This window comes from Bacillus sp. IBL03825 (genome assembly GCF_024712505.1).
Classification (GTDB): Bacteria; Bacillota; Bacilli; order Bacillales; family Bacillaceae_G; genus Bacillus_A; species Bacillus_A wiedmannii.
Genome location: NZ_JAMXKE010000001.1, coordinates 2609124 through 2627784 on the forward strand (window position 1 = coordinate 2609124; position 18661 = coordinate 2627784).

At 32.5% G+C, this 18661-nt stretch carries 18 protein-coding genes, 1 pseudogene and 1 other annotated feature; of the genes and pseudogenes, 14 read left to right on the top strand and 5 right to left on the bottom strand.

From position 1 onward, the window contains the following. Positions 1-15: 15 nt before the first annotated feature. Positions 16-258: a hypothetical protein gene (locus NHG49_RS13320; protein ID WP_081257247.1), complete on the bottom strand. Its 243-nt coding sequence runs from the start codon at positions 256-258 to the stop codon at positions 16-18. A 111-nt stretch (positions 259-369) separates the two neighbouring features. Here NHG49_RS13320 and NHG49_RS13325 point away from each other — a divergent pair, with 111 nt between their 5' ends. The 6 genes and pseudogenes from NHG49_RS13325 (at position 370) to NHG49_RS13350 (ending at position 5787) form a co-directional block, all read left to right on the top strand. Further along, positions 370-1296, top strand: coding sequence for a zinc-dependent alcohol dehydrogenase (locus tag NHG49_RS13325; protein WP_064475326.1), 927 nt, complete (start codon positions 370-372; stop codon positions 1294-1296). 217 nt (positions 1297-1513) lie between these two features. Continuing rightward, positions 1514-1681: a hypothetical protein gene (locus NHG49_RS13330; RefSeq protein ID WP_048560991.1), complete on the top strand. Its 168-nt coding sequence runs from the start codon at positions 1514-1516 to the stop codon at positions 1679-1681. Positions 1682-1892: 211 nt separating this feature from the next. Beyond that, entirely contained in the window at positions 1893-2390 is a 498-nt protein-coding gene (locus tag NHG49_RS13335; protein ID WP_064475327.1) for a DUF421 domain-containing protein, read from the top strand. 317 nt (positions 2391-2707) lie between these two features. Next, positions 2708-3337: a class I SAM-dependent methyltransferase gene (locus NHG49_RS13340; RefSeq protein WP_064475328.1), complete on the top strand. Its 630-nt coding sequence runs from the start codon at positions 2708-2710 to the stop codon at positions 3335-3337. 282 nt (positions 3338-3619) lie between these two features. Next, a pseudogene (locus NHG49_RS13345) lies at positions 3620-5100 on the top strand (UDP-N-acetylmuramoyl-L-alanyl-D-glutamate--2,6-diaminopimelate ligase). Positions 5101-5154: 54 nt separating this feature from the next. Continuing rightward, positions 5155-5787, top strand: coding sequence for a type 1 glutamine amidotransferase family protein (locus tag NHG49_RS13350; RefSeq protein ID WP_258126104.1), 633 nt, complete (start codon positions 5155-5157; stop codon positions 5785-5787). Between the two features lie 146 nt (positions 5788-5933). On the opposite strand, the gene NHG49_RS13355 is transcribed toward NHG49_RS13350, so the two are convergent. After that, positions 5934-6635, bottom strand: a complete 702-nt coding sequence (locus NHG49_RS13355) for a class I SAM-dependent methyltransferase (RefSeq protein ID WP_258126105.1) — start codon at positions 6633-6635, stop codon at positions 5934-5936. A 236-nt stretch (positions 6636-6871) separates the two neighbouring features. On the opposite strand from NHG49_RS13355, the gene NHG49_RS13360 reads away from it, so the two are divergent. Then, entirely contained in the window at positions 6872-7036 is a 165-nt protein-coding gene (locus tag NHG49_RS13360; protein WP_064505453.1) for a DUF2197 domain-containing protein, read from the top strand. A gap of 66 nt (positions 7037-7102) precedes the next feature. Then, positions 7103-7359, top strand: a binding site (T-box leader). An 83-nt stretch (positions 7360-7442) separates the two neighbouring features. Continuing rightward, complete coding sequence (lysS, locus tag NHG49_RS13365; protein ID WP_149173631.1) at positions 7443-8996, top strand: lysine--tRNA ligase; 1554 nt, start codon at positions 7443-7445, stop codon at positions 8994-8996. 57 nt (positions 8997-9053) lie between these two features. On the opposite strand, the gene NHG49_RS13370 is transcribed toward lysS, so the two are convergent. Beyond that, a complete protein-coding gene (locus NHG49_RS13370; protein WP_064475333.1) occupies positions 9054-9482 on the bottom strand; it encodes a cell wall hydrolase in 429 nt (142 codons plus the stop codon). 156 nt (positions 9483-9638) lie between these two features. Here NHG49_RS13370 and NHG49_RS13375 point away from each other — a divergent pair, with 156 nt between their 5' ends. The 3 genes from NHG49_RS13375 (at position 9639) to NHG49_RS13385 (ending at position 12367) form a co-directional block, all read left to right on the top strand. Next, positions 9639-10553 carry an acetamidase/formamidase family protein gene (locus NHG49_RS13375; protein WP_098111717.1) on the top strand — a complete coding sequence of 305 codons (915 nt, stop codon included), beginning with the start codon at positions 9639-9641 and terminating at the stop codon, positions 10551-10553. A gap of 126 nt (positions 10554-10679) precedes the next feature. Next, entirely contained in the window at positions 10680-11387 is a 708-nt protein-coding gene (locus NHG49_RS13380) for a response regulator transcription factor (RefSeq protein ID WP_088046637.1), read from the top strand. Further along, on the top strand, positions 11384-12367 hold the full coding sequence (locus NHG49_RS13385) for a sensor histidine kinase (protein WP_064475336.1): 984 nt from the start codon (positions 11384-11386) through the stop codon (positions 12365-12367). Before NHG49_RS13380 ends, NHG49_RS13385 begins: the two co-directional genes overlap by 4 nt. 465 nt (positions 12368-12832) lie before the next feature. Here NHG49_RS13385 and NHG49_RS13390 read toward each other — a convergent pair whose 3' ends face one another. Next, positions 12833-13459 (bottom strand): DUF6518 family protein, encoded by a 627-nt coding sequence (locus tag NHG49_RS13390; RefSeq protein WP_098111716.1) that lies wholly within the window; start codon positions 13457-13459, stop codon positions 12833-12835. Positions 13460-13826: 367 nt separating this feature from the next. Here NHG49_RS13390 and NHG49_RS13395 point away from each other — a divergent pair, with 367 nt between their 5' ends. Further along, positions 13827-14726 carry a LysR family transcriptional regulator gene (locus tag NHG49_RS13395; RefSeq protein ID WP_098111715.1) on the top strand — a complete coding sequence of 300 codons (900 nt, stop codon included), beginning with the start codon at positions 13827-13829 and terminating at the stop codon, positions 14724-14726. Positions 14727-14798: 72 nt separating this feature from the next. Here NHG49_RS13395 and NHG49_RS13400 read toward each other — a convergent pair whose 3' ends face one another. Then, on the bottom strand, positions 14799-15788 hold the full coding sequence (locus NHG49_RS13400; protein ID WP_258126116.1) for an aldo/keto reductase family protein: 990 nt from the start codon (positions 15786-15788) through the stop codon (positions 14799-14801). Between the two features lie 516 nt (positions 15789-16304). On the opposite strand from NHG49_RS13400, the gene abc-f reads away from it, so the two are divergent. Further along, on the top strand, positions 16305-17933 hold the full coding sequence (abc-f, locus tag NHG49_RS13405) for a ribosomal protection-like ABC-F family protein (protein ID WP_242288744.1): 1629 nt from the start codon (positions 16305-16307) through the stop codon (positions 17931-17933). Between the two features lie 20 nt (positions 17934-17953). Further along, complete coding sequence (locus tag NHG49_RS13410; RefSeq protein WP_064475340.1) at positions 17954-18547, top strand: GNAT family N-acetyltransferase; 594 nt, start codon at positions 17954-17956, stop codon at positions 18545-18547. Positions 18548-18661 lie beyond the last annotated feature (114 nt).

Below are 18661 nucleotides of genomic sequence, written 5' to 3' on the forward strand. Positions count from 1 at the left end.
CAATCTAGTTTCCTGTTATCTATTAGGGATATAAATATAGTCCGTATCTAAATCAATGACAACATCGCTCATGACGTCTTCTTGTAGTAATTTTGGGGGTTTTTCATAATGGTACTGTACACAAAATAAGCTTAGAAGATCTTCATTAGATATCTCTTCATTTTTTACATGTAAATACATTCTTCTTAATTCGTTTAGAGAACAGTTACGGCCAATAACATACTCATTTATTCTATATCCATCAAATTCAATTATCATATTATCACTGTTGGTTGCTAGCCAACATTATAGCTTGAATTTTAGATGAATCTATTATACATTGTTTGAAATTTAGTGAGAATATATTTTTATATAATGTGAGGGTTATAAATGGAACAAAATAAATTAGTTTTAGTAGGATCAAAACGTCTTAAGTGGGAAACATGTAAAATTAAGTCTATACAGGATGAGGAAATTATTATTAAAACAATTGCAGGTGCAATAAGTATTGGAGCAGAGTTACCGCAGTATAAAGAATCTGATGTTACAGATACAAATCCTATGTATCCAAGAAAAACTGGATATGAAAGTTATGGTGAAGTTATTCAAGTTGGTAATAAAGTAACAAATTTAAACGTAGGTGATAAAGTAGTTTCTTTTTATGGGCATGAAACGGTAGGAATAGTTAAAGGGGATAAAGTAATTCGAGTGCCTAGTTATATAAAATCTAAAGTTGCTTTATTATCTATTCTTTCGTGTGATGTTGCTAAAGGGGTATTGAAGCTAGACCCGCGACGGGATGAAAAAGTACTCATTACTGGAATGGGAGTTATCGGTTTACTCGCTTGTTATTTTTTAAAATACTATGTAGGTGTTGAGCATGTGGATGTTGTTGAGCCTAATAAAAATAGAAGAGAATTTGCAAAGAAGTTTGGTGCGAAAAACCTCTTTGATTCGGAAGAGAAACTTATAGATACGTATAATTACGGTTTGGAATGTTCTGCTACAAATAGAGGGTTTCACACATTGCAAAAGGTTATTAAAAGTAATGGGGCTATATGTATTCTTTCTGATGGTAATATAGAAAACTTAACATTAATCGCCGACTTTTATCGAAAAGAATTGCAAATCATTGGTTCAAGTGACGGATATGATTATCAAAAACATGCAGATTGGTTTTTTAATCAAATAGAACAGACGCCATGGATAGAAGAGATTTTTCAACATGAAATTCATTATACTGCTCTTGAAAAATGTTTTGAGGAATTAAGTGAGCGGATAATTACTCCTTTAAAAGTATTTGTCTCATATGAATAAAATGACCACGTACTAGTCACGTAGCTCACATATATTTCGTCACTAATATGATAACAAAACGAGGAGTAGCATGTACGGGGATTTTTATTGGGTACAACGGGTTGCGTAAACAGAGAAGGATTCTTGCTCTTTCATTATGTACAAATAGTATATTATCTTTCTCAATGTACATATTAAGTAAAGTGTTTAATATCATGTACATAAAAGGCGGGGTAATATGGATGAAAATAAGAAAAATGAAGAATTGAGTAAATTTAAGAAACAATGGTTTAATGAAGATAATCAACCAGTAGCTGGTATAGAGTTAGCATTACCGCCTGATATAGGCAGCATGTTAGACTCCAAATCAGTTGATGATAAAAGTGGAGAGAGTAATAATGAATAAGTTTAATCTATGCATCCATGTGGGTGCTTTTTATTTTTTTGACAATGGAAGATGGATCATCAAACCCTTATTGAAAAAAGATTGATCAAAATAGATTGTTTTTCAGTATATGTAAGTTTGATTTTTACAAAAAAGTTTAATTAAAATGCATTTAGAATGCTATATGAAATGGGAATGCTAGTAACATTCACCATTAAAGGATTGGGCAATTATGAATATAATTTGGGAAAGTATTATTTTAATTCTTACTGGAATGATTGCATTAAAAATGACAGGTAGTAATTCTGTTAGCCAAATGACGAGAGCTGAAATAATTATAGTAGTTTCCATTGGACGTATTATTGTAGAGCCTGTATTAAGTAGGAAAGTAGTCCCATCTATATTTGCAGCTGTAATATTTGCAAGCATACTTCTTATCATTCATTTTTTTGAATTGAAATCAAAGAAGGTGGAGCAATTCCTAAATGGCAGTAGCATTGTAATTGTTGAAAACGGAGAAATTGTAAAAGAGAATTTGATGAAAGCAAAAATGTCGGAACAACAACTGTATATGCAATTAAGAGAAAAAGGAATTCATGATTTAAAGAGTTTGCAGCAAGTTACAGCTGAACCGAATGGGCGTATTGGTTATCAATTAATAGAGAAAGCTCAACCGATAACTTTAGAAATGTTAGAAAAAATATTAGATCAATACAATATAAAAAGATAATTTCTCTTGAGAAAAGCTAATACTACAACGGAAGTATTGGCTTTTTTGTTTTTCTACAAAAACATAAGGGTTAATAAAAAAGAGTGGGTTTTACACCAATCTTTAAAATAGATATAGGCCTATTATTATGCTATATTCAATGGAGCTATAGTGACTATGGTAAATGTTTTGAATAGAAGAAAGAACAACTGTATATTAACAATACACATACTATCTTGTATTAGAATCGTAAAAATTAAATTGGCACAGGGAGCCGTATTATATAGGCCTTTTATGTGATACTAAAAATGAGATGAAAATAAGGAGATAGAAACATAATGGAATTTTGGGAATCAAGTTTTATTGAGAAACAAACGATGTGGGGATTTGAACCTACAGAATCTGCAATTTTGACAAAAGATTTTTTTCTGGAAAAGAGCGTTAAAGATATATTAGTTCCAGGTATTGGATACGGTAGAAACGCAAAGGTGTTTATCGAAAATGGTATAAATGTAACAGGTATTGAAATTTCAAAAACAGCCATCGATTTAGCAAAACAAAACGGACTAGAAGATGTTCGTATGTATCACGATTCGGTAAACGAAATGCCTTTTGATAATAAACTTTATGATGGGATATTTAGTCATGCACTTCTTCATTTGTTAAATGAGCAGGAAAGAGAGAAATTTATTAAAGATTGTTATAATCAATTAAAACCAGGTGGATATATGGTTTTCACAACTGTTTCTAAAAAAGCTCCAATGTACGGAAAAGGAAAACAGTTGGATAAAGACTATTATGAAGTAATGGAAGGCGTAAAAATGTTCTTCTATGATTCTGAATCTATAAAACAAGATTTTAATAAATATGGACTAGTACAAGTTTCAGAAATTGATGAGCCAAATAAGATCATGGAAAATAAACCTTCAATCAATTTTTTAATGCTCCAATGTAAGAAAGAACTATAAATAAAAGTTATTAAATATTATTAAAGATGTTTATATATTGATTATGCACAATTAAAAAGGACAAGCATATAATATAAATACCTATTAACTTTAAGTAACCTTAACTTTCGTTAATAGGGCATCTCAAAATCCCCAAAAAGAGCACTTGCGGAAACAAGTGCTCTTTTATTTTTTGTTTATTAAAGAAGATTATATTTCGTTCAACTAATATGGAATTTAAAACCATAAACTTTTAATAAAATGGTAAAATTAATAGGAGGATGTATAAAGGGGGCGAGGGATTTGAAACTAAAAGAGCTGGCGGATTTGTTTTTGATTAAAGAAACCATTGGAGATATGAATGTAGAAATTACGGGATTAGAAATGGATTCTAGAAAAATAACTAGTGGAAATTTATTTATATGTGTATCAGGTATCGATGGTTTTCTTGAAGATCGACATCAATTTGTTGAAAATGCAGTGAAAAATGGCGCTGTGGCGTTAATTGTAGAAAGAGATATAACTATTGAAATACCTAAAATAATTGTTAAAGATGCTAGGTATGCTATGGCAGTTATTGCGTCACATTTCTATGGTTACCCATCTAATAAAATGAAGCTAATTGGAATTACAGGAACAAATGGTAAAACAACTACTTCCTATTTACTTGAAAAAATTTTAACTGATTATGGATTTCAAACAGGGCTTATGGGGAATAACGGAGTCAAAATTGGTTCGAAATGGTATCTACTGATATTAATACGCAAGAACCACCGATACTTCAGCGGAATTTGCAAACGATGAAAAATCATAATACAGATTATTGCGTTATGGAAGTTACGTCACAAGGTTTACATATGGAAAGAGTTAAAGGATGTAACTTTAAAACTGCGGTTTTCACAAATTTAACGCAAGATCATTTGGATTATCATGGTACATTTGAGGAATATAAACATGTAAAAGGTCTTCTTTTTTCAAGATTGGGAAATGATTTTTCTACTACAGATAAAAAAATTGCTATTTTGAATGCAGACGATCCATCGGTAGAATACTTTAAAAAAATTACTTCAGCTGAAGGTATCACATATGGAATACATAATGAAGCAGATGTTCAAGCGAAGGATATTACTTTAAGTTCAAAAGGAATACAGTTTTTAGTTTCTGCCTTTAATGGAGAAATAAAAGTTAATCTAAATCTCGTAGGCCGCTTTAATGTTTATAATGCATTAGCAGCAATAACAGCTGCATTGGTTGAAGGTATTCCGCTTACAAATATTAGTGACAGCTTATCTGATTTAAAGAGCATTGAAGGTAGAATGGAAATTATAGACGAAAACCAAGATTTCCTTGTAATAGTGGACTATGCTCATACGCCCGATGCGTTAGAAAATGTCCTTACTACAATTAGCGAGTTTTCAAAAGGTAAAATCATTACTGTTTTCGGCTGCGGTGGGGATAGAGATGAAAAAAAACGACCTATAATGGGTGAAATTGCTGGAAGTTATAGCGATTTTGTTTATATTACTTCTGATAATCCACGTTCGGAAGACCCGCAGTCAATAATGAAAGATATTGAAAAAGGATTTTCACAGAATAATAATTTGAATTATAAAGTAGAAGTAGATCGTGAACTTGCCATAAAACATGCAATAAACATGGCATCTTCTAATGATATTGTTTTGATTGCAGGGAAAGGGCATGAAACATATCAAATTTTAAAGGATTTGACTATTCATTTTGATGATAAAGAAAAAGCTCGACAAGCAATTATAAATAATAAATAGATTATCTTTTAGAAAAGACTAGATTAGATTAAGTTGTGAATGGAGTGTTATTGAATGCAAACTAGAAAAGCTTATTTATATGTATTTCATACGATGTCCGATTGGGAATACGGACATTTAATTGCTGAACTTAATACAGGTAGATATTTTAGAAAGGGTTTAGCACCTTTTAAAGTAGTTACAGTTGGAATAAATAAAGAAATGGTTATTTCAATGGGAGGCTTGAACGTAAAGCCAGATATTTCCCTAGATGAATGTGTACTTGAGAGTAATGATTTATTGATTTTACCTGGAGGAAATACTTGGACTGAAAACATACATAAACCCATATTGCAAAAAGTTGAAGAAGTTTTAAAGATTGGTACTATTGTGGCTGCAATTTGTGGTGCAACAATAGGCCTTGCAAATTACGGATACTTAAATTCTAGAAAGCATACAAGTAATAGTTTAGATTATATGAAAATGGTTTGTCCTACATATAAAGGGGAAAATTTATATGTAATGGGACCTGTAGCGTCTGGTGAAAATCTTATTACTGCATCTGGAGTAGCTCCTTTGGAATTTGCAGTGGAGGTACTGAAAAAATTAGATGTATTTGCGCCAGATATACTACATTCATGGTATGAATTAAATAAGACACATGAACCTGAATATTTCTTCCAGTTAATGAATTCATTAAATAGTTAAGTAGTTTTGTGTAATTTCTATTAAAAACCATGCTTCTAATTGATATTGAAGCATGGTTTTTGTATTTCGGTTTAATGAATATTTAATGATACAAATCTAGTACAAAAAATGATTCTAAGGGCAAGAGTCACATCTTTATTATACGATTATTTTTGAACGACAAAAGTAATGGCATTTGTTTTTAATTGAATGTGTCTGTCATTTCGGACTATATTATAAGCTAATTCTTTTATTTCAACTTTTATTTCTTGCCATTCCTTATAAATGCTTTTTAATAGATATATCATATCTTCAGTAGGAAGGTTAATTTCAATTAAAGCATCTAATTCTTCTTTCGTATGTAAGTCAATTTCTTGTATGTTCGAGCTAATAATTAAACAATTGATACCACCAGTCTTTGTACCTTTTTTCATAGAATGGAGCATGTTTGTTAAATCTTCTTCTGATTGAACATGCTCTAAACTTGATACTGCAACGATATAATCATAGGTATCAGGTTGGATGTAGTAATTTTCAATTGCCGCTTGTTCTGTTTTTATAACTTCAAATACATCATGTTCTTTACTATAAGTTTGTAATTTTGTTAACGCAGAATCCAGTAAGTCCACACATGTAACAGTACCATTAGCATTTTTTATTTTTTGTGCAATTGGAATACTATTTCTTCCAACGCCAGAGCCGAGATCAAGTACTTGCAAGTTATTTTGTCCTTCAAAGTAATTCATCAAGTCCATAACTGTTTTAACCGGTTTGTAAAGCCAAGAGCCAGTTTCAAATAGTTTGTATTGTTCATAGCAAAGGTCATGATATTTCTTTTCTTCGTTTCTTATGTGATCGATACGGTTCATATAGTTTCAACTCTAATAGTTTTATTCCAACATGTTCCTTCAGCTAAACTAGCTTTAGCTTCTAAAACCAATTCTATATTACTGATCAAGATGTTCACCTCAACTTATAAGATATTTATATAATTCGATAAGAATGAAGGTAAACCTTTTAGTAAGAGGATATTAAGGTTTTACTGTAGAAAACTGACTATCTTAAGCGATTAAAAAAATGTATAAACATGGAGAGGAAACTGCATATGATGTTTTATGAAATTGTTTGCTTTTCTTGTAAAAATATATTCCGTGTATACGAAGGAAGCGAAAAATATAAGCGATTTAAAGAGAAACCGAAAGGGACATATTGTTGTGATGAATGTAGTCATAAAATTCAATTAGAAGCAATAAAGCATTTATTTAGATAACTTTTTTGTCCGGAAAAGTTTGACAATAAAAGTATTATAAATTATCATATGAAAAAACTAATATTTAAAATGGCATGGAAGAGAAGAGTAGTTAAGAAAGAATACGTACAGAGAGCTCTGGTAGCTGAGAAAGAGCAGTATACATCTTAATGAAAAAAGACTTGGAGCTGCGCAAGGAACTAATTTGTTTAGGGATGGTGCGACGGGTTCTCTCGTTATAGAGATAGGGTATAAGCATATTTTGCCGTACCTGAAGAGGTTAATATGGCGACGTATTAACAAACTGAGGTGGTACCGCGAAGCTAACAACTCTCGTCCTCAAGATGAATAATCTTGGGGGTGGGAGTTTTTTTATTGCATAAAACTGAAAATGTGAAAACAAAAAATCAATTGAGGTGAGTAATATATGCATTGGGCGTATGAAGTAGCACATGAATTAATTAGAAAACACCCAAACAAAGAAACGTTTGTTTGCGCATCTGGAATAAGTCCATCTGGTTCTGTTCATATCGGGAACTTCCGCGAAATAATAACGACATATTTCGTGGTAAAAGCACTACAAGATTTAGGGAAAAAGACTCGTTTTATATTCTCATGGGATGATTATGATAGATTTAGAAAAGTTCCTAAAAATATTGATCCATCTTTTGCAAAATATATTGGTATGCCATACTGTGATATTCCAGATCCATATGGCTGTCATAATTCGTATGCAGAGCATTTTGAAAAAGAGTTTGAGAAATCTCTTCAAGCATTTGGGGTTGAAGTGGAATTCATATATCAACATGCTGAATATAGAAGTAGAAGGTATAACAAAAATATATTAGAGGCTTTATATAAAAGAAAAGAAATATATGATATTTTAATGGGATTTAAAACTGGAGAGTGTAGTGAAGAAGAGCGAGAGAGCTTTTATCCAGTTACATTATATTGTGAGAAATGTGGGAAAGATGCAACAACGATTACACATTTTGATGAAGTATTAAAAACAGTTCAGTATGAATGTGTATGTGGAAATCAAAATGAATTATCAGTATTAAATACAAATAAAATGAAACTGAATTGGAAAATCGATTGGCCGATGAGGTGGATGATAGAGGATGTTATTTTTGAACCGGGCGGAAGAGATCATTCATCAGAAACGGGTAGTTATAATGTATCAAAGGAAATTGTGAGGGAAATATTCAATCGTGAAGCTCCTCATTACGTTGCTTATGATTTCATTGGAATTAAAGGGAATCATGAAAAAATGTCTAGTTCATCAGGGAATAGTATTACACCTAGCGAGTTGTTAAAAGTGTATTTACCAGAAGTGATTCTATTTATGTTTGCTAAATACAGACCAAACGCAGCTTTTCATATCGGTCTTGATGAAGATGTGATTCGCAATTATACAGAATATGAACGATTGAAAGATGATTATGAGAATAAAACGCTCAAAAATGAAGATTTATTTGATGCAATTAAACTCTCTAAAGTTGATGGCAGGTTTAAAGAATATCCAAAATTTAATCAAGTAGCAGGAACGTTACCATTATTAAATTTTGATTCATCTATTTTACAAGGTATATTAGAAAAAACAGATAGGAGTTATGTATTAGATGATATGATAGCGATATGTAACCGTGCAGAGTATTGGATAAGAAGCTTTCAATCTGAAAAACTAATTTCGGTAAATCAAGAAAGAAATACAGAGTTTTATAACACATTAGATGAAAGACAGAAAGAATGGCTAGTAGAAGTTTGCAACATACTTCGTTCTAACAAAGATTACTCTAACTTAATGGAACAATTGTATTCGATTTGTCATCATGAAAATAAAAAAATAATGAAAGAAAATCAAAAACAATTATTTCTTATTATATATAGGCTCATTATAAATCAGTCTAGCGGCCCACGTATACCGTTATTAATACATGTAGTAGGCATTGAAAAGTTCATCGCATTATTAGATTTCTAAAAATGCTAAAAGAAACGCAAGTACTCAGAAATCTAAGTACTTGCGTTTCAAATTTTGCTACCGTGAATACATTTTCGGACATTCATCACCACGTGGTTCATAAAAGCAATGACTTTTAAATTGTCCCGCAAATGGCTGGTTATACCATTCAGGCGGACAAGATCCAACTGGACGGAAATACCAAAGAGCCCATCGTGCTGGCCAGCGCCATTCACCTTGTAAAACTTTTCTTGCAATTTCTTTTTCAGAATCACGAGCACGCTGATAAAAATATCCGTATTGCACTGCTTCAAATCCACCGGGACTTTGATATACTGCGTCACGTACAGAACGAAGCTGTTTAAAATCTAAGCAATCACAAAATACACGATTTACTACTACGCAGCCAACAAGTTGTTCACCTTGTCGACCTTCTCCTTCAGCTTCTGCACGAATTAAACGAGCTAGTAAATCAACATCACTTTCGTTATATGGAATAAGGGGCATAGTGCTACCACCTTTCTTTATCTGTTATAGTAAAGAGTGTATGTATGAAAATAAGCTAAGTGCTTTTCTATATGTAAATTCATTAATTTTCACAATTAGCTTTTATGAAAAAAGCTAATTAGTAATTGTAGACTAATGTAAAAGGGGAGAGATAACGTGTATCGAATTCATAAAGACCATATTATTTACGCAATGTCACCAGAAAATAAGCCGTGTATGGAAGTAGAAATTGGGAGTCGTCTTGTATTTGAAACATATGATTGCTTTGAAAATCAAATTGAATCTGAAGATGTTGCGTTTCAAGAATTAGATTGGAACCGAATTAATCCGGCGACTGGGCCTGTATATATTAATGGTGCAGAACCTGGTGATATATTAGTTGTAATGATTGAAAAGATTAAAATTGCAGAGCAAGGTGTTTTAACTACAGGAGCGAATCTTGGCGTAATGGGTGAAGATCTAAACGAAAATACAGTGAAAATCGTCCCAATACATAATGAACATGTTTTGTTTTCAAATGAACTACAAATCCCGATTAATCCAATGATCGGTGTTATTGGTACTGCGCCGAAAGAAGAGAGTATTTCATGTGGCACACCGCATGATCACGGCGGGAATATGGACTGTAAAGAAATAAAAGAAGGGACAACATTATTATTACCTGTAAATGTTCCTGGTGCCCTATTAGCATTAGGTGATTTACACGCGGCGATGGGTGATGGTGAAATTGGTGTTAGTGGAGTAGAGGTTGCTGGTGAGGTAACTGTTACAGTTCAAATTATAAAAGGAAAGAAATGGCCACTACCAATGGCGATCCAAAAAGAAAAAATAATGACGATTGCTTCAGAGAAATTGTTAGATGATGCAGCGAATCGCGCTGTACGTAATATGGTGACATTTTTACATAAGGAATTAGAAATGTCTAAAGCTGATGCAACACTTTTATTATCAGCTGCAGGCGATTTAAGAGTTTGCCAAGTTGTAGATCCACTGAAAACAGCACGAATGGAACTAAGTATGAATTATGTGGAGAAGCTAGGTTTTAGTTTGAGTAAATTTCATCTTAAATAAGAATGATAGAAGAAGGATGCTGTTGTATAAAAGTATCCTTTTTTGATTTACGGATGATATAAAAACAGGTAGTATTTATTTTATATCATTGAATATAAGATTGTGGATTAAAAAAGGAGTAAAATGATGGTTAAAATTATGATTGTAGAAGACGATATGAAAATTGCAGAACTATTATCAACACATGTCGCGAAATACGGGTATGAAGGAATTATTGTATCGGATTTTCAAAATGTATTAAACATTTTTTTAGAAGAACAACCAGAGTTAGTTTTATTAGATATTAATTTACCAAGTTTTGATGGGTACTATTGGTGTCGTCAAATTCGCGGAGTTTCTACATGTCCGATATTATTTATTTCGGCTCGTGAAGGCACGATGGATCAAGTTATGGCGCTTGAAAACGGTGGCGATGATTTTATTTCAAAGCCCTTCCATTACGAAGTGGTAATGGCTAAAGTTCGTAGTCATTTAAGACGTGCTTATGGAGATTATGCACCGAAAATAGAAGAACGGATGGTTGAGCAACAAGGTCTTTGTTTATATCCTGAAAGGCTTGTATTGAAATTGCGTAATCAAGAGATTGATATAACGAGAAATGAAGCCATTTTATTAGAAATGTTAATGAAAAATTATCCGCGTGTTGTGGGTAGAGAAGTGTTGTTGAATAAATTGTGGGATAGCGAATCCTATGTTGATGATAATACATTAAGTGTAAATACAACACGTGTGCGAAAAAAGTTAAAAACTTTACAGATTGAAGATGCGATTGAAACAATTCGTAGTGTCGGTTATAGATTACATATTACTTGGGATACTGGTATGGAGAAATGATAAGATTATTTATTCGTGATCATATACCACTTATTTGTTTTACAGCAATCCAATTACTAGCCATATTTCTTGTATATTGGTTTGATGGGCATAACCATATTGCAACGGCATTATATGCAATGTTTTTAGGTGTCTTTTTTATGGTAGGCTATTTAGTATTTCGTTACTTTACTCATCGTACGTTCTATGAAAGATTAGCAAATCCGTTGTACTCTTTGGATGAATCTGTTCAAAAATCAGATTTTGCAGTTTTATCTACTGCGCTTCAAGAACTACTTGAGGTACAATATCGCCATTATCAAAATCAGCTCCAGATACAAGAGAGAAAAAATAATGATCATTTAACTTTTATGAATCAATGGATACATCAAATGAAAACACCTTTATCTGTAATAGAATTAATTACACAAGATGAAGTCGATCAGCGTTTTGAAAGTATAAATGAGGAATCAGATAGACTGAAAAAGGGATTAGAGATGGCTCTGTATGTCGCACGTTTAGAGGCATTTACACAAGATTTTTATGTGGAAAAAGTACAGCTACATAAAATAGTAAATGATTCTGTACATGAACATAAACGCTTCTTTATCCGAAATTTTGTATATCCAGAGCTTAAAATTGATAAGGACATTAGTGTAGAAAGTGATGCGAAATGGTTACAATTTTTAATTGGACAAATACTATCGAACGCGATTAAATATTCATCTGGTAGTCGAGAGAAGATTAAAGTAAAAGCTTGTAAGGAAGATAACAACGTTATACTTGAAATCATCGATTATGGCGTAGGGATACCGAAGCAAGATTTACCTAGAGTATTTAAACCTTTCTTTACAGGGGAAAATGGCAGAGATTTTAAAGAATCAACTGGAATGGGGCTATATCTTGTATATGAAATTACGAAACAATTAGGGCATAGTGTAGAAATCCATTCAGAAGTTGGTAAAGGTACCGTTGTACGAATTATATTTTTTAATGTGTAAATAAGTGATCTAGGCTAAAGAACTTTGGAGATAAGTTTTATAGACTTATTTTATCCCGCTTTAATGGGCAGTAAGACCCACACCTCAAAATTCAGCAAAAGCAAAGAAGTTAGGGATCAACTGCCCATTAAAGTCCAATTGGTTCAACTAATAATCAGTAGGGGATGGAGAAAAACCCCATTGATTAAAGTTTCACTTTATAGCGATTATATGAAATGGTAAAAGGTAATCTTAGTATGTATAATGACACGCTAATAAATACGATTGTTAAATTAGAAGTATTTAATAAAAAGCTGATAAATAGTTTTTGTAAGAAAAAAGCCACCCCTTTGAAAGAGATAGCTTCATGAATACATCCTATGAATAAGTGTATCAACCTTAATAAGTATAATGTTCGAATTCGTGATATGTTTTGTGGATTATAATAGAATTAGTCTTTTGTTTTTTCATGATACAGTATTGTAATTAAGTAAACAAACTTAATAATGTATATCCAATTAATCCTAAAATAGTGATAGGAACCATCATTAAGAAAGAAGAAATTCGATTAGCATTAGAGCGTTCTAACACAAGAATCAAGATAATCCCCACTATCACTTCGGTATATCCAACAGGTAACATGTGACTATAGTCTTCAAAATTTAAAAGAATGTGAAGTCCATCCGTTACAAAAACTCCACTAATAAGCGCGCTTCCGAATTTATGAAGTGGATTTGTAGTATCTTTCCATAGAAAACCTGCGATTCCAAAGATAGTTCCTCCTATAAATGCACATACAATCCATACAGATATAAAATAAATAGAGTGAGCTACATTTTTAATAGCTATTGCATAACCATAGTAGCCTAATATCATACCGAGTAGTGCAAGGGTGCCTGAAAGTATAGCTGTACGCTTAGAATAACTAAAGCTAGCCACAAAAAAGGATGGAACTAACCAAACGCTTCCTAGATTAGCTAATGAATTCCAATGTCCTGGAAGTATACTTTGCCCCAATTTAGTTAGTATACCAACAATAATCCCTACTATAATTGGGATGAGAAAAATCTTTAAAAACATAGTTAACTTTGTGATTTTTAATGTCCTGTCCATAAATTCAATCCTTACATTAGTATTTTCTGTAAACATATAATAGCTTATTGTAGGGGGGTAATCAATAAAAATTTATCGAAAAACAATAAGAGATTGTTGGGTAACGAATAACATTTTGTTTTTATAATTAGGTGAATAAAATATCAAGAACTCGTTACTCAACCAAATGGTAAATCAAATAATATATGCAAGTAATGAAATTGCCCAAAACATGTAATTCAACTTAGTATAAATCTCTCGTATTTTGATGAAATGATTTATGATAAAAAAGAAACGAAAAGGGACTGATATAGTTTCTTCCTGTTTTTATTTACAATTTATTAGAAGGAGATATTTTTTACTAGTTGTGAATGATAGGGGGATTGTAATGGATATTCGAAAAATGAAATATTTCATAACGGTGGCAGAAGAATTAAATTTTAGTCGTGCAGCAGAACGTCTTATGATGGCACAACCTCCTTTAAGCCAAGAAATTCGTAAATTAGAAGATGAATTAGGGGTCCAACTTTTTCATCGAACAAAAAGAATAGTTGAGCTTACCGATGCTGGCAAAATATTTTTAGAAGGCGCGCGACAAACACTGCTTCAAGTAGATAGAACTATTAAGGAAACACAGCTTGCGGATGAAGGAAAGGTAGGACATTTAATCATCGGTTTTGTCGATTCTACAGAAACTGTTATAGACATATTAAAAACATTTCGAGAACGGTTTCCAAAAATTCAGCTTATATTACGCGAGATGACAACAGACCAGCAAATAAAAGCACTCTATGAAAAACAAATTCATATTGGATTTATTCGTTCTAAGCAGAATAATGAAATATTGTCTTCCGAAGTTTGTTCTAAAGAACGTTTAAAATTGGTTTTATATGAAAATCACGCATTAGTTTCGTTACCTAATATTTCTATTAAAGAACTAGTAGATGAACCATTTGTTTTATTTCCTCGTCATTTCGGTACTAACTTTTATGATTTAATTATTAGTTACTTTTGGGAACATGGAGTAAGTTTAAATATTGTTCAAGAAGCAATTCAAATGCAGACGATTGTTAATTTAGTTGCAGCAGGAATGGGGATTTCTGTCGTTCCATCATCGGTGGAGAGTTATAAAAAATCGGGAGTCATATATAAAGACATTCAGGAACATACACCGGAAATAAACTTATACGCTGGATGGAGGCAGGATGAAAAGTCTGTCGTGCTCGAGAACTTCTTATCAGTTGTTAGAGAGATTTATACGACTTCACAATTTGAATTTGAAAAGTAAAGGCCCATCTTGATTGGATGGGCAGTAGTGATTTGGGAAAGGTACTATATTTATTGTTAAGTCACTGACGATTTAACCTGTTTTACTTGGGTCATACTCAATGAAACCTTGTAGCACACTATCAATTTGACCCATAATTTCAGGTGAAAATGTAATACTAGAAGCAATTACATTTTCTCTTATTTGCTCCGGATTGGAAGCGCCAATAATAGCAGAGGAAACAGCTGGATTTTGTAGTACCCAAGCAACTGCAAGTTGAGGTAGGGTGAGATGATTTTCTTGTGCAATAGGATTAAGTTTTTGTATAGTAGTAAGTACATTATCACTCATCCAACGTTGTACGAGTTTGTTAAAAAACGGTTTTCCCGCATCTGAATTAGCACGTGATTGGGAAGGAATTGGTTTACCTGGTTGGTATTTTCCAGTGAGAATACCTTGTGCGAGGGGAGACCAAACAACTTGACCAAGTCCTTCACGTTGACATGTAGGTATTATATCTGTTTCGATCACTCGCCATAACATCGAATATTGAGGCTGGCTAGCGATAAGAGGAATGTTCAATTCTCGGGCAAGTGCTGCACCGCGTGTGATTTGCTCCGATGTCCATTCACTTACACCTAAATAAAGGACTTTACCTTGTCTTACAAGATCTGAAAAAGCTAACATCGTTTCTTCCAGAGGAGTTGTTGTATCGAATCGATGTGCATAATAGACATCAATGTAGTCTGTATGTAGCCGTTGTAACGATGCATTACAATTTTCTATAATATGTTTTCGTGATAATCCACGATCATTTTTTCCAGGTCCGGTCGGATGGCATACTTTTGTACAAAGTTCTATACTTTCTCTGCGTATTCCTTTCAAAGAGCGACCAAGTACTTCCTCGGCAATAGTGTCCGAATAAACATCTGCAGTATCGAACGTTGTAATTCCAACATCTAATGCGGCTTTCACACATTCATTTGCAGTATCTTCATTTACTTTTCCGCCATGGTTTATCCAGTTCCCGTATGCAATCTTGCTTACTGTTAATCCACTGTTTCCTAGTTTGCTAAATTCCATTGTAGAATCCCTCCTTAAAAATGATAACTTTATTATAAGAACTGAAATGTAGTCTGTATAATATATAATTAATCTTAAATTTATATAAAAATTATATAAGAGGGGGTGCTTAGAAGTTTCTTGCTAGGGAAATCTAAAGCAAGTAGTACAACAAATGTAATTTGTGCTTGTTCAATTTGAAGTTAAGAAATGATAAATAGCCCTTGAAGAAAGTAAATTTTATAATAGCACATATAATTGCATTTACTCATAAAGTACTATCATGGTACAATATGGTTACTAACGACGGAAAGGAATGATGGGTGGACGATGATTAACTAATCTTATTTTTAAATGTTGAAATTCAATAAATTTCAATTTCTAAAAAATAGGATTAGTCTGCCCAATTTCCATACAACGGTATTGCTATTTATGTTGTGCAATAGCTTATTTGGGTATGAATATTTTAACGACTAATCCTGCCAAATTTATTTGGGAGGATTTTTTTATTCTCCCTTAATGAAAGGGATCGGTATTATGAAAGAACTATTAAAATTAAATGATGTTTATGTTGAAATAAAGGAAAACATTTTGTTAGAGAAAATGAATGTGACAGTAAAACAAGGGGATGTTATCGGATTAATTGGTAAAAACGGGGCTGGTAAATCAACGTTACTTCAATTAATAAATGAGAAGATTGAACCATCAAAAGGTACTGTTGAATGGATGCAAATGAATATGACAACAGCATATGTTGAACAAGAAAAAGAATTTTTCGTTAGTAAGGATATGATTGCAAAAGAAGCGGAACTTCTTGCAAGGTGGGGCGTGCCAACGAACGATTTTCTAACTTTAAGTGGTGGTGAAAAGCTAAAAGTTCGATTAGCAAAAGGATTTGCTGAAAATCCTAATGTATTAATATTAGACGAACCGACAAATCATTTAGATGAGATGAGTACGGAATTTCTCATTAAACAAATAAAAAATATGAAAGGTACAGTTATCGTCGTATCGCATGACCGATACTTTTTAGATGTTGTCGCAACTAGAATATGGTCAATTGAGGATAAGAAATTAATTGACCATAGCGGGAATTATACGAGTTATATGAAAGCACGTGAGCAGAAAAGAATGACGCAGCAGCGTGAATATGAAAAACAACAAAAAAAGATAGAACAAGTAGAAACGCATATAAAAGAATTAAGTTCATGGTCACAAAAGGCACATGCGCAGTCTACAAAACAAGAAGGAGTGAAGGAATTTTATCGTGTAAAGGCGAAGCGAATGGACGCGCAAGTTAAATCGAAACGAAAACGTCTTGAAAAAGAGTTGGAGAAAACGAAAGTAGAACGTGTGAAAGAGGAGTATTCAGTTGAATTTTCTATTCAAGCGAGTAAAAAAGTAGGAAAACGTTTCTTAGAAGTAAAACAATTGCGGAAAGAATTTAACAGACGAACATTATTTGAAAACGTTAATTTTACAATTCAGCACGGTGAGAAGGTTGCGATTATTGGACCAAATGGTAGCGGGAAAACAACTTTACTGAAGATGATTATGGGAACAGAAACTGTTGAAGGAGAAGTATGGATTTCACCTTCAGCAAATATCGGCTATTTAACACAAGAAGTATTTGATTTACCACTTGATAAAACACCAGAAGATTTATTTTATAAAGAGACATTTGAAGAAAGAGGAAAAGTCCAAAATTTAATGAAACATTTAGGATTTGAATCTTCCCAATGGAAAGAGCCGATTCGACATATGAGTATGGGTGAACGAGTAAAGTGTAAGCTAATGGCTTATATTTTAGATGAAAAAGATGTACTTATTTTAGATGAACCGACGAATCACCTTGATCTTCCTTCACGTGAACAGCTTGAAAATACATTAGCTGAGTATAACGGAACACTTGTTATCGTTTCTCACGATCGATATTTTCTGGAGAAAATAACTAATACAAAACTCGTGTTTTTAAACAATACGATACAAAAGCAGCTCGATGAACCTACGAAAACAAGAGATGAAATTGAAGAGTTACGTTTAACGTTAGAAACAGAAAGACAAGAAGTATTAGGGAAATTAAGCTTTTTAACTTCTAAAGACAAAGAATATAAAGAACTAGATGAACGGTTTATGGACCTTACGAAGCAGATTAAGGCGCTTTAACGTAAGGAAGGGGGATTAAAATGGGAGAAGAGAGCTTGACTAAGTTATTTAAAATAGATTGTGGTGATATATACCTACAAGAGTTTGCGGTCAAAGATGCAGAGAGTATTTATAAAATATCAAATGAACCAGAAATAGAAAAGTTTTTACCAGACTGGAAATCAACGATAGAACAAAGAGTTAATTGGGTTACAAATGATGATATACCAGAAAACAAAGCGTTTCTTCATGCTGTTAGAACTAGGACTAACATAGATGATCACATATTAAGACTAGGAATATTTAAGAAAACCACAAATGAATTTGTTGGATGTTGCTGCACAGGTATGAAAGATGAGCTTCCTTCACCGAACAGAGAAATTATGTATGCTGTTTCAAGTGAATATCATAATAATGGTTATGCAACGAAAGCGACAAAAGGCTTGATCGGTTATTTGTTTGAAAATACAAATGTGGATGTCCTTAACGCAATTGCTTTAATTAAAAATGTGCCATCAAATAAAGTTATTGAAAAATGCGGGTTTACTTATTTGGGTCAACAGGTGATAGAAAATCAAATTTATAATCATTATGTATTGAGTAAATCCGGATGGATAAAAAATAGTGCTCTTTAAAGGGAGCGATTATGCAATGCAAAAAAGCTTAGAACTAAAACTCTAAGCTTTTTTGCATTTATATAATAAAGATTTGATATACAATTGTATTTTCTACCACTATACAATTATTAT